The sequence below is a fragment of the Streptomyces cinnamoneus genome (assembly GCF_014650495.1).
Classification (GTDB): domain Bacteria; phylum Actinomycetota; class Actinomycetes; order Streptomycetales; family Streptomycetaceae; genus Streptomyces; species Streptomyces cinnamoneus.
Window position 1 is genome coordinate 1 of record NZ_BMVB01000005.1, and the last position, 13,780, is coordinate 13,780.

The following is a 13,780-nucleotide window of genomic DNA, read 5'->3' on the forward strand; positions in this document are numbered from 1 at the left end:
TCGGGGAAGCCGGACACCGCGTCGCCACCGGACGCGACCAGACGCCACAGGTCTTCCGGCGACTGCACGCCACCGGGATAGCGGCAGGCCATGCCCACGATCGCGATCGGCTCATCGGCCGCAGCGCCTGCGGTGGAGGCGGTGGCCGTCACTGCGGCCGCCTCGTCGGTGCCCACGGCCTCGGTGGTGAGGAAACGGGCGAGGACGAGCGGATTGGGGTAGTCGAATATCAACGTGGCCGGGAGGCGCAGGCCGGCGGCCGCGTTCAGGCGGTTGCGCAGCTCGACGGCGGTCAGCGAGTCGAACCCGATGTCCTTGAACGAGTCGTCGGCGCCGACCGATTGGGCATCGGCGTGCCCGAGCACAGCGGCGACCTCGGTACGCACCAGGTCCAGCACCGCCTGCTCGCGCTCGGCCTCCGGCAGCCCGGCGAGCCGCTGCCCGAGGGTGGACGATGCCGCCCGCTCCGTGGCGGCTACGGTGCGCCGAGCCGGTGCGACCCGGATCAGGCCGCGCAGGACCGGCGGCACGGGCTGCCCCTGGCCGTCCCGGAACGCGGAGGTGTCGAGCCGGACAGGGACCACGGCCGCCCGCCCGGTGGTGAGGGCGGCGTCGAACATCCGCAGGCCCTCCGCCGACGGGATCGCGGCCAGACCCATGCGCTTGATGCGCGCGAGATCGGTGTGGTCGAGGCTGCTGGTCATCGCGCTGTCGCTGTCCTGCGCCCACAGGCCCCAGGCCAGCGAGGTGGCGGGCAGGCCCTGGGCACGGCGGTGCTCGGCGAGAGCGTCGAGGAAGGTGTTGGCGGCGGCGTAGTTGCCCTGTCCCGGTGTGCCGAGGGTGCCCGCCACCGACGAGAAGAGCACGAACGCGACCAGGTCCGGGGCCAGTTCCGCGGCCAGGTCGTGCAGGTTCAGCGCCGCGTCGACCTTGGGGCGGAACACGCCGTCCAGCCGCTCGGGAGTCAGCGAGCCGATGACGCCGTCGTCCAGGACGCCGGCGGTGTGGACGATCGCCGACACCTGCCGGCCCGCCAGGAGGTCACGGACGGCGTCACGGTCGGCGACGTCGCAGGCGGCCCAGGTGACATCGACGCCCTGCGCGGTCAGTTCGGCGGCGAGCCCGGCCGCGCCGGGTGCGTCCCCGCCGCGGCGGCTGACCAGCAGCAGGCTGCGCACACCGTGTTCGGAGACGAGGTGCCGGGCGAACAGTGCGCCCAGCCCGCCCGAGGCACCGGTCAGCAGCACCGTGCCGCAGCCGAGGCCGGGAAGGTCCGACACGGCGTCCGACACGGCGTCCGACGCGGCGGCGATACGGGCCAGCCTCGGCACACGCACCTCACCCGCGCGTATCTCGGCCTGCGGCTCACCGGAGGCGATCACGCCGGGCAGCAGCCGGCCGAGATCGGCGTCGCCGTCGGCGCCGACCAGCACGATCCGGCCGGGGTTCTCGCTCTGTGCCGAGCGCACCAGCCCGCGGACCGCCGCCTGGGCCAAGTCGTCCGTGCCGGTGACCAGCACCAGACGGGCCGGACGGTCCTCGGCCAGCCACCACTGCACCAGCGCCAGGACCTCGTCGGTGACCTCGCGGACCCGGGTGGCCGTGTCCGCGGCGGCACCCGCCGGGCACGGCACGACCACGGCGTCGGCGTCCGGCACCGAGTCCAGCGCCTGCAGAGCGGCGAGATCCTCGTACGTCACGATCGTCATGGCGTCCGTCACGGACGGCAGGCCGGCCGGAGTCCATTCCAGGCCGAAGAGCGAGTCGCCGTCACCCGAGCCGCTGCGCAGCTGATCGGCGGGGACCGGACGCAGGGTCAGCGAGTCGATCCGTGCGACGGGCTCGCCGGTGCCGTCGGCCAGGACCAGCGACACCGTGGAGGTGCCGGCGGGCGAGACCTTCACGCGCAGGGCGGCTGCCCCGGTGGCGGCCAGGCGCACGCCGCTCCAGGCGAACGGCAGCAGCCCGTGGCCCGTTCCGGCCTCGGGTGCGACCGCACCCAGCCACACGGTGTGCAGGGCCGCGTCGAACAGCGCCGGGTGCAGACCGTACGCGCCCGCGCCCGTCTGCTCCGGTCCGGACAGTTCGACCTCGGCGAAGAAGTCGTCCCCGCTCCGCCAGGCGGCACGCAGCCCCTGGAAGGCAGGGCCGTAGTCGAACGCCATGCCCGCGAGCCGGCCGTAGAACCCGTCGACGTCGAGCGGCTCGGCCCCTGCGGGCGGCCACGCGGCGAGCGAGCCGTCCACGGGGCCCGTGGCGCCGGTCAGCGTGCCGGAGGCGTGCCGGACCCAGGGCCGGCCGGACTCGTACTCGTCCCCGTCGTCGATCCGCGAGTGCACGGTCACCGGCCTGCGGCCCGAGCCGTCGTCGGCACCGACGCGCACCTGCAGGGCGACGCCGCCGCGCTCGGGCACGAACAGCGGGGTCTCCAGCGTCAGTTCGTCGAGCAGGTCGCAGCCGACGGCGTCGGCCGCGGTGACGGCCAGTTCGACGAACGCGGTGCCCGGCAGGAGGACGACTCCGTCCACGGCGTGGTCGGCGAGCCATGGGTGCGTGTGCAGGGAGAGCCGGCCGGTGAGCAGCTGCCCGTCACCGTCGGCCAGCGGCACGGCGGCACCGAGCAGGGGGTGACCGGCCTCGCCCTGGCCCACCGCACGCATGTCGCCGACCGCGGCGGGTGCGTCGAGCCAGTAGCGCTCGCGCTGGAAGGGGTAGGTGGGCAGGGTGACGCGGCGGGCGCCGGGGAAGAAGGCGTGCCAGTCCACTCCGACGCCGCTGACGTGCAGCTGGGCGTACGCGGTGACGATCGCCTGCGGTTCGGGGCGGTCGGCGCGCAGGACGGGCACGGTGGCCGCGTCGGCGTCCTCGGGCAGGCAGCCCTGGGCGAGCGCGCTGAGGACACCGCCGGGGCCGATCTCGACGAAGGTGGTCACGCCCAGGCCGTGCAGGGTGTGCACACCGTCGGCGAAACGGACCGCCTCACGGACGTGCCGGACCCAGTAGTCCGGCGTGTACGACTCCGCCAGCCGGCCGGTGAGGTTGGAGACGACCGGGATCCGCGGCTCGTCGAACGTCAGGCCGCGGACGACTGCCGCGAACTCCTCCAGCATCGGGTCCATCAGCGGCGAGTGGAACGCGTGACTGACCTTCAACCGCGAGGTCTTGCGCCCCTGCGCCTTGAAGATCTCGGCTATCTCCAGCGCCACGGACTCCACACCGGCGATCACGACAGACTGCGGGCCGTTGATCGCCGCGATACCGGCCTCGTCGGTCAGGTGCGGCAGGACCTCGTCCTCGGTGGCCTGCACCGCCACCATCGCACCGCCGGCAGGCAGCGCCTGCATCAGCCGGGCACGGGCCGACACCAGCTTCGCCGCGTCCTCCAGCGACAGCACACCCGCCACATGAGCCGCAGCAATCTCACCCACGGAGTGACCGGCCACGTAGTCGGGCCGCACACCCCACGACTCCAGCAGCCGGAACAGCGCCACCTCGACCGCGAACAAGGCAGGCTGGGTCATGCCGGTCTGGTTCAGTTCCTCCGAACCGACGTCGACCGGCTGATCCAGATGTGCGCACACCTCGTCGTACGCGGCCGCGAACACCGGGAACGCCTCGTACAGCTCACGGCCCATCCCCAGCCGCTGCGACCCCTGGCCCGAGAACAGGAAACCGACCTTGTCCGCCGTGCGGGCACGCCCGGCCACGACGTTCGCCGCCGGTTCGCCGGCGGCGAGAGCAGCCAGCCCCGCCCGGAGCTCGTCCCGGTCGGTGCCGACCACCGCAGCCCGGTGTTCCAGCACCGATCGCGTCGTCGCCGTCGAGAATCCGGCGTCGGCCAGCGGCACGTCGGCGTCCACGACGGACAGCAGGCGCTCCGCCTGCGCCCTCAGCGCCGTCTCGCTCTTCGCCGACAGCACCCACGGCACGGGCCCGCTCACCGGCGCGGGACGGTCTTCCCCGGCCGGCTCGACGGCCGGGGCGACGGGCGCCTCCTCGATGATCGTGTGGGCGTTGGTGCCGCTGATCCCGAACGAGGACACCGCCGCCCGGCGCGGAAGGTCGCCCGCGGGCCACTCCACCGTCTCGGTCAGCAGCCGCACCGCGCCCGCCGACCAGTCCACGTGCGAGGTCGGCTCGTCGACGTGCAGGGTCTGCGGGAGCACGCCGTTGCGCATGGCCATGACCATCTTGATCACACCGGCCACACCCGCGGCCGCCTGCGTGTGACCGATGTTCGACTTGACCGAGCCCAGCCACAGCGGCTGCTCCTCGGACCGGCCCTGGCCGTAGGTGGCGAGCAGGGCCTGCGCCTCGATCGGGTCGCCCAGCTTCGTGCCCGTACCGTGTGCCTCGACGGCGTCCACATCGGCCGGCGAAAGGCCGGCGGAGGCCAGGGCCTGACGGATCACCCGCTGCTGCGACGGACCGTTCGGCGCCGTCAGACCGTTCGACGCACCGTCCTGATTGACGGCGGAGCCACGCACGACCGCCAGCACCTGATGACCGTTGCGCTCGGCGTCCGACAGTCGCTCGACGAGCAGCAGGCCGACACCTTCGCCCCAGCCGGTGCCGTCGGCCCCGGCCGCGAACGCCTTGCAACGGCCGTCCGGCGACAGCCCGCGCTGGCGGCTGAACTCCACGAACATGTCCGGCGTGGTCATCACGGTCACACCGCCGACGAGGGCCATCGAGCACTCGCCGCTGCGCAGCGCCTGGCCTGCGAGGTGCAGCGCCACGAGGGACGACGAGCAGGCCGTGTCCACGGTGACGGCCGGGCCCTCAAGGCCGAACGCGTAGGAGATGCGGCCGGACACCACCGAGGCCGCCTTGCCGGTGAGTGCGTACCCCTCGATTTCCCGGGGTGCGTTGCGCAGTTGGTTGGCGTAGTCCTGGCCGTTCGTGCCGATGAAGACGCCGGTGCGGCTGGTGCGTACGGACGCGGGGGCGATGCCGGCGCGCTCGAACGCCTCCCACGCGGTCTCCAGCAGCAGTCGCTGCTGCGGGTCCATCGCCAGGGCCTCGCGCGGCGAGATCCCGAAGAGCGCGGCGTCGAAGCGGTCGGCGCCCTGGATGAAGCCGCCTTCGCGTGCGTACGTCCTGCCGGGCCGGTCGGGGTCCGGGTCGTAGAGCGAGTCGATGTCCCAGCCGCGGTCGGTGGGGAACCCGGACACCGCGTCCCGGCCCGATCGCAGCAGCTCCCACAGCTCCTCCGGCGACTGGACACCGCCGGGGAACCGGCAGCTCATGCCGACGATCGCGATGGGCTCGTCGGTGGGGACGGCAGTGACGGCCGCGCGGCCCGTGGCCTGCGGGTCGTCCGCTTCGAGCGCGTGCCGGCCGAGGAGTTCCTCGCGCAGCTGGCGGGCCAGTGCGGTGGGCGTCGGGTGGTCGAAGACCAGCGTGGTGGGCAGCTTGAGGCCGGTGGCCGCGTTGAGCCTGTGGCGCAGTTCGACGGCGGTGAGCGAGTCGAAGCCGGTCTCGCGGAACGTCCGGTCGGCCTCGAAGGCCCCCTTGCCGGTGTGGCCGAGCACGGCGGCGGCCTGCTCGCGGACCAGGTCCAGCAGGATGCGCTCCTGCTCCCCCGGTGTGACGCCCAGGAGGCGGGTGACCAGCGCGGACGCGGGCACTGCCGTGCTCCGCGCCGCCTCGGCCAGCGCTTCGAGGGCCGTGCGGGCCTCGGGTACTCCCTGCAGCAGCGGGCACGGGCGCGTGCCGGCGAAGGCCGGGACGAAGCGGTCCCAGTCCACGTCCGCGACGGTCACGGAGGTCTCGCCGTGGGTCAGCGCGCCGTGGAGCACGGCGATTGCGGGCAGTGCCGCGATCGCCCGGACGCCACGCCGCCGCAGGTGGTCGCCGGCGGCGCCGTCGGCCATGCCGCCGTCGGCCCACGAGCCCCACGCGACGGCCAGCGCGGGCAGACCGTTCGCCCGTCGCTGCTCGGCGAGGGCGTCGAGGAAGGCGTTCGCGGCACCGTACGCGCCTTGGCCGCCGTTGCCCCAGACGCCGGTCATCGACGAGAACATCACGAAGGCGTCGAGGTCGTCCTGACGGTCCCGGGTGAGCTCGTGCAGGTTGAGCGCCGCGTCCACCTTGGGGCGCAGCACGTGGTTCAGGCGCTCGGGCGTGAGCGATTCGACCAGGCCGTCGTCGAGTACGCCCGCGGTGTGCACCACGGCGTTCACGGTGTGCCGGTCGAGCAGTCCGGCGAGCGCGGTCCGGTCGGCCACGTCGCACGCGGCGACGGTGACGCGGGCGCCCAGTTCCTCAAGCTCCGCCGTGAGCGCGGCGGCGCCCGGGGCGTCGGGGCCGCGGCGGCTGGTGAGCAGCAGGTGTTCGGCTCCGGCAGTGGCGAGCCAGCGGGCGACGTGCCCGCCGAGCGCCCCCGTGCCGCCGGTCACGAGTACGGTGCCGCGCGGCGTCCACGGTGCGTCGACCGCTGCCGCGCTCCGCGGCGCACGGACCAGCCGGCGGCCCGACACACCGGAAGCACGGACGGCTAGCTGGTCCTCGTCGGCCTGGGTCAGCAGACCGGCCAGCCGCTCCAACGACCGGGGGTCGAGTTCGGCGGGCATGTCGACGAGTCCGCCCCACCGCTGCGGCTGCTCCAGGGCGACGACCCGGCCCAGACCCCAGACCTGTGCGGCGAGGGGGTCGGTGAGCGGGTCCGAGGCGCCGGTCGACACCGCGCCGCTGGTCACGCACCACAGCGGGGCCTCGATCCCGGCGTCGCCGAGGGCCTGGACGAACAGCACGAGACGCTGGAGCGCGTCCCCTCCTGCAGCGGCGAACACGATGCCCTCGGCAGCCTGCCCGGCATCGGCGAGCAGGTGGGTCAGCGCCTGACGGTCGGTGTCCTCGGGCACGACGAGCGGAACGAGGTCGACGCCGAGTTCCGCGAGCCCGGCGCGCATCGCCGCCGTCCACTCGGTCTCCTCGGGGACTGCGAAGAGCCAGGTCCCCGACGGAGTGGCGCCGATGTCGCCGAGCGGCTGCCAGGAGATGCGGTAGCGCCAGCCGTCGGCAGTGGACTGCTCACGCCGCTGCCGACGCCAGTCGGACAGCCTGGGTGCGATCACGTCCAGCTCGGCGGACGGCAGGCCCAGGAGGGCACCGAGGGATTCGCGGTCCTCGCTCTCGACGATGTCCCAGAACTCGGCGTCCAGGGCACCCGGGGCGCCGAGGGCGGCTGCTTGCGGCGCATCGAGCCAGTAGCGCTCGCGCTGGAAGGCATAAGTCGGCAGGTCGACACGCTTGCCACGGGGGAAGAAGGCGTTCCAGTCCAGGGAGACGCCGTGGGTGTGGAGCTGACCGAGCGCGGTGACGATCGCCAGCGGTTCGGGGCGGTCGGCGCGCAGGACGGGCACGGTGACGGCCTCGTCCAGGCAGTTCTGCGTCATGCCACTGAGCACACCGCCGGGGCCGACCTCGACGAAGGTCGTCACACCCAGCTCGTGCAGGGTCCGGATGCCGTCGGCGAAACGAACCGCCTCACGGACATGACGGACCCAGTACTCCGACGTGTACGACTCCGCCAGCCGGCCCGTGAGGTTGGAGACGACCGGGATCCGCGGCTCGTCGAACGTCAGGCCGCGGACGACCTCGGCGAACTCCTCCAGCATCGGATCCATCAACGGCGAGTGGAACGCATGACTGACTTTCAGCCGCGACGTCTTACGACCCTGATGGGTGAAGTGCTCAGCGATCTTCACGACCGCATCCTCTGCACCGGAAACGACCACCGACTGCGGACCGTTGATCGCCGCAATGCCGGCCTCATCGGTCAGGTGCGGCAGGACCTCGTCCTCCGTGGCCTGCACCGCCACCATCGCCCCGCCCGCAGGCAACGCCTGCATCAGCGCAGCACGCGCCGACACCAACTTCGCCGCATCCGCCAGCGACAGCACACCCGCCACATGAGCCGCAGCAATCTCACCCACCGAGTGCCCGGCCACATAATCCGGCCGCACACCCCACGACTCCAGCAGCCGGAACAACGCCACCTCGACCGCGAACAACGCAGGCTGAGTGACGCCCGTCTGGTTCAGCTCCTCCGACTCGACGTCCAGCGCCACACCCAGGTGCGCACACACCTCGTCGTACGCATCCGCGAACACCGGGAACGACGCATACAGCTCACGCCCCATCCCCAGCCGCTGCGACCCCTGACCCGAGAACAGGAAACCGGTCTTGCCCCCGGGGTCACCGCCCGCCGGGACCGTGCCCGAGGCGATGGCCTCCAGCCCTCGTCGGAAGTCGGCGGGGTCCTCGCCGACGACCGCCGCCCGGCGCTCCAGCGCGGCCCGTGTCGTGGCCAGCGAGAACGCCACGTCCGCCGGTGCCGCCTCGGCGCCGTGCCCGGCGTCCATGAAGGACAGCAGACGTGTTGCCTGCTCCCGCAGCGCCGTCTCGCTCTTCGCCGACAGCACCCACGGGACCGGACCCCCGAACGGCTCGGGGTCGGGTACGGGCTCTCCGCTCGCCGGAAGGTACTCGATGATGGTGTGGGCGTTGGTGCCGCTGATCCCGAACGAGGACACCGCCGCCCGGCGCGGAGCCTCGCCGTCCGCAGGCCACTCCACTGCCTCGGTCAGCAGCCGCACCCCGCTCGCCGACCAGTCCACGTGCGGGGTCGGCTCGTCCACGTGCAGCGTCCGCGGCAGTACGCCCTGCCGCATGGCCATGACCATCTTGATCACACCGGCCACACCGGCGGCGGCCTGCGTGTGACCGATGTTCGACTTCAGCGAGCCCAGCCACAGCGGCCGTTCGTGGTCGCGGTCCCGCCCGTAGGCGGCGATCAGGGCCTCGGCCTCGATCGGGTCGCCCAGCTTCGTGCCCGTGCCGTGCGCCTCGACGGCGTCCACATCGGCCGGCGAAAGGCCGGCGGAGGCCAGGGCCTGACGGATCACCCGCTGCTGCGACGGACCGTTCGGCGCCGTCAGACCGTTCGACGCACCGTCCTGATTCACGGCGGAGCCGCGCACGACCGCCAGCACCTGGTGACCGTTGCGCTCGGCGTCGCTCAGCCGCTCGACGAGCAGCATGGCCACGCCTTCGGACCAGCCGGTGCCGTCCGCGCCGGCCGCGAACGCCTTGCAGCGGCCGTCCGCCGACAGGCCGCGCTGGCGGCTGAACTCCACGAACATGCCGGGGCTGGACATCACGGTCACGCCACCGGCCAGCGCCATCGTGCACTCGCCGCTCCGCAGCGACTGCACCGCGAGGTGCAGCGCCACCAGCGACGACGAGCACGCCGTGTCCACGGTGACGGCCGGGCCCTCAAGGCCGAACGAGTAGGCCACCCGGCCCGAGGCGACGCTGGTCGTGGTGCCGGTCAGCAGGTAGCCCTCGATGCCCTCGACCGGCTCGTGCAGCCGGGGGCCGTAGTCCTGTGCCGTCGCGCCGATGAACACGCCCGCCCGGCTGCCGCGCAGCGTGGCCGGGTCGATGCCCGCGCGTTCGAAGGCTTCCCATGCGGTCTCCAGGACCAGCCGCTGCTGCGGGTCGATCGCTGCGGCCTCGCGGGGGCTGATGCCGAAGAAGGCGGCGTCGAATGCGGCTGCGTCGTGGAGGAATCCGCCCTGTCGGGTCGAGGTCTTCCCGGGGGTGCCGGGCTCCGGGTCGTAGAGGGATTCGACGTCCCAGCCGCGGTCGGTGGGGAATCCGGAGACGGCGTCGCCGCCGGAGGCCACCAGCCGCCACAGGTCCTCCGGCGAGCGGACGTCGCCCGGGAGGCGGCAGCTCATCGCCACGATGGCGATCGGCTCGTCGGGGTCGGCCGTCGTTCCGGGCGCGGCGACGCCCGTCGTGGCCGTGCCCAGGGCTTCCGAGCCGAGGTGGCGGGCCAGCGCCTCGGGGGTCGGGTGGTCGAACAGCAGGCCGCTGGGCAGGCGCAGTCCGGTGGCCTCGGTGAGCTGGTTGCGCAGTTCGACCGAGCTGAGGGAGTCGAAGCCGAGGTCCTTGAACGTCCACTCGGTCTCGACCTGGCGGGCTTCGGCGTGTCCCAGCACGGCCGCGATGTGCGCGCGGACCAGGTCGAGCGCTGCTTCGGCACGCTGGTGCTCGGGCAGGGCGGCGAGCCGCTGCCCCAGTGCGCCCACGGGTGCGGCGTCGGCGTCGGCACCGGTCTCGGTGCCCGTCTCGGTCCCGGCCACCGCAGCCGGCTGCGGGACGGCCGGCGACCCGGCGGTGGCAACAGGGTGCGTGGTGTCGTCCAGCCAGTGCCGCTGCCGCTCGAATGCGTAGGTGGGCAGCGGTACCTTCCGCGCAGGGCTCCCGCCGCGCCCCTCGAAGAGAGCGTGCCAGTCCGGCTCCACGCCGTGGACGTGCAGGGCCGAGACCGCCGCCAGCAGGGCCTGCGCTTCGGGGCGGCGGGCCCGCAGGGCGGGGACGAACCGGGCGGCTTCGCCGTCCGTGCAGGTGCGGGCCAGGGAGGTGAGCACGCCGCCGGGGCCGAGTTCAAGGTAGGTGCTGACGCCCTGCTCGGCGAGGCGGGCGACACCGTCGGCGAAACGGACCGCGTCACGGACGTGGCGGACCCAGTACTCGGGCGTGCACCCCTCGTACTCCTCGGACAGCCGGCCGGTCACGTTGGAGACGACGGGGATGCGCGGGGTGTGGAACGTCAGGTCCTCGGCCACGCGGCGGAACTCCGCGAGCATGGGTTCCATGTGCGGGGAGTGGAAGGCGTGGCTGACCCGCAGGCGGCTGGTCTTGCGGCCCAGGGCCGTGCAGGCGTCGGCGATTTCGGTGACGAGGTCCTCGTCGCCGGAGACGACGACGGAGTCCGGGCCGTTCAGTGCGGCGATGCTCACGCGGTCCTCGCGGTCGCCGATGAGCGCGCGCACCTCCTCCTCGGTGCTCTGTACCGCGATCATGGCGCCGCCGGTGGGCAGCGCCTGCATCAGCCGGCCGCGGGCGGCGACCAGTGCGCAGGCGTCGGCGAGCGAGAGGACGCCGGCCACGTGGGCGGCGGCCAGTTCGCCGATGGAGTGGCCCATCAGCAGGTCGGGGGCGATGCCCCAGCTCTCCAGGAGCCGGAACAGCGCGACCTCGACGGCGAAGAGCGAGGTCTGCGTGTAGAGGGTCTGGTCGAGGGAGGCCGACTCCTCGGAGTCCTCGGGCGCGAACATGACCTCGCGCAGCGGCCTGGGCAGCAGGGGGTCGAGGTGTGTGCACACCTCGACCAGTGCGGCGGCGAAGGCCGGGAAGGTCGCGGACAGTTCGCGGCCCATTCCGGCCCGCTGGCTGCCCTGGCCCGAGAAGAGGAAGGCGATCCGGCCGCCCGGGCCGACGCGGCCCGTGGTCAGTGCGGCGTCGATGCCGCCGGTGGTCAGCTCGCGCAGGGCGCGCAGGAAGTCGGCGCGGTCCTCGCCGACGACGACGGCCCGGTGGTCGAAGGCCGTGCGGCCGGTGGCCAGCGAGTAGCCGACGTCGGGCAGGGCGAGGCCCGGGTGTGCTTCGGCGTGCGAGAGCAGGGCGGCGGCCTGGGCGCGCAGGCCGGACGCGGTCTTGGCGGACAGCGGCCACGGCGTCGGCGCGGTGTCCGGCAGCGTCGTGGCAGTGGTGGGGGCCGGCTCGGCCGTCGCGGTGCGGTGTTCCGACAGCACGATGTGGCAGTTGGTGCCGCCCATGCCGAACGAGCTGACGCCGGCGAGCAGTGGGCCGGCGTTCCGGTCGTTCCACTCGCTGTGTTCGGTGTGCACCCGGAGGTTCAGCCGGGTCAGCGGGATGGCCGGGTTCGGGGTCTCGTAGTTCAGGCTGGCGGGCAGTTCGCGGTGGCGTAGGGCCAGTGCGGTCTTGAGCAGGCCGGTGATGCCGGCGGCGCCTTCCAGGTGGCCCACGTTGGTCTTGGCCGAGCCGACCCGCAGCGGCTGTCCGGGGTCGCGTCCCGTGCCGAGCACCGCGCCGAGGGCGGCCGCCTCGATCGGGTCGCCGACCTTGGTGCCGGTGCCGTGCAGTTCCACATAGCCGACGTGGGCGGGGTCGACGCCGGCCCGTTCGTAGGCGAGCCGGAGCACCTGTTCCTGCCCGGCCTGCAGGGGCACGGTCAGGCCCTCGCCGCCGCCGTCGTTGTTGACCGCGCTGCCGCGGATGACGCAGTAGATGCGGTCGCCGTCCGCGACGGCCCGGTCCAGCGGCTTGAGGACGACGATGCCGCCGCCCTCGCCGCGGACGTAGCCGTTGGCGCGGGCGTCGAAGGTGAAGCACCGGCCGTCGGGGGACAGGCCGCCGAACTTGGCGGCGCCCAGGGTGCTTTCCGGGACGATGTTGAGGTTCACCCCGCCCGCGAGCGCGATCGTCGATTCGCCCTTGCGGAGGCTTTCGCAGGCCAGGTGGACCGAGACCAGGGAGGAGGACTGGCCGGAGTCGACGGTGAGGCTGGGGCCGTTCAGGCCGAGGAAGTACGACACCCGGTTGGCGATGATGCTGCGGTGCAGCCCCGTGACGGTGTGCGGGGAGATCGCCGTCAGGCCGGAGCGGTAGTGGAGGGTCGCGTAGTCGTCCCAGATCGCGCCGACGAACACTCCGGTCCGGGTGGAGCGCAGCGTGGCGGGGCGCGTGTGCGCGTCCTCCAGCGCTTCCCAGGCCAGTTCCAGCACGAGCCGCTGCTGCGGGTCCATGGCCGCGGCCTCCTTGGGCGAGAGCCCGAAGAACGCGGCGTCGAAGTGGCCGATGCGGTCGAGGAACCCGCCCCGGCGGATGTCCGTCCGGCCGGGCTCGGACGGGTCGGCGTCGGCCGTCGCCGCCGCGTCCCACCGGTCCGGGGGGACGTCGGTGATCGCGTCCGCGCCCTCGCTGAGCAGCCGCCAGAAGGCGGCCGGATCGGCGGCTCCCGGCAGCCGGCACGCAAGGCCGACGACGGCTACGGCGTCGACGGGCCCCGCCGAACCCCCCGAACCAGTCTGGTTCCCCGTCCCGTTGAGCCCGGACTCGACCATATTGCGCTCCACCCACCCACACCTAGAACAAAGAAGCAGCACACATGCCCGCGGCACCTGCGGTCGGCTCGACCGTCCGCGGCCAGAGGCGGTTCGACCCCAGTTTCGGTGCAAAGGCCACGCTCCGGAGCCGTAGCGGGCGAGGTCTAGGGGAATCCCAAACGGGCCGGGGGCGGCGCCACATGGCGCCAAAAAGTCCCTTGCCATGGCGCCATCTTGGCGCCATGATGACACCATGGAACTGACGCCCTATGTCGACTCCCTCCGCCGGGAGTTCACTGCCGCCGCCGAGGCGGGTGACGAGCAGTCCCGCGCCGTGGCCGAGCGACTCGCCGTGCCCCTGGAGTCCGCCGTCCGGCTCACGCTGCTCAACGCGCTCTCCGCCGCCATGGACGAGGTCACCCGCGACCTGGCACCGGGCTCGGTCGACGTGCGACTGCGCGGACTCGACCCCGAGTTCGTGGTGACGCCGCCGCCCGGCCACGAGCCGGGGACGGACACGGCGGGCGCGCCGGAGGACGCCGCCCCTGCGCCGCTCCCGCCGGCCCCCGTCGACGGCGAGGACGGCGGCACGGCGCGCATCAACTTCCGGCTCCCCGCCCACCTGAAGTCCCGGGTCGAGGACGCCGCGGCCCGCGAGGGCCTGTCGGTCAACGCGTGGCTCGTACGGGCCGCCGCCGCGGCCCTGGAACCGGCCGGTCAGGCCCGTCCGGCCGGCCGGCCGCGCCACCCGGGCCGGCAGGGCTTCACCGGCTGGGTCCGCTAGCCGCCCCGGCGTCCCGCACCCCTTCCCGCCCGCGGCAGCCGCGGGCTTCACCCACCACAGCCATGAGGAC

2 protein-coding genes are annotated in these 13,780 nt (G+C 73.4%); one reads left to right on the top strand and one right to left on the bottom strand.

The window, feature by feature from the left end; all coding sequences use genetic code 11:
- Positions 1 to 12,944, bottom strand: a 12,944-nt coding sequence (locus IE182_RS09020; RefSeq protein WP_190109171.1) for a type I polyketide synthase, incomplete at its 3' end; no start/stop codon positions are given.
- A gap of 235 nt (positions 12,945 to 13,179) precedes the next feature.
- On the opposite strand from IE182_RS09020, the gene IE182_RS09025 reads away from it, so the two are divergent.
- Positions 13,180 to 13,710: a hypothetical protein gene (locus IE182_RS09025; RefSeq protein WP_190109172.1), complete on the top strand. Its 531-nt coding sequence runs from the start codon at positions 13,180 to 13,182 to the stop codon at positions 13,708 to 13,710.
- The last annotated feature ends 70 nt before the right edge of the window (positions 13,711 to 13,780 follow it).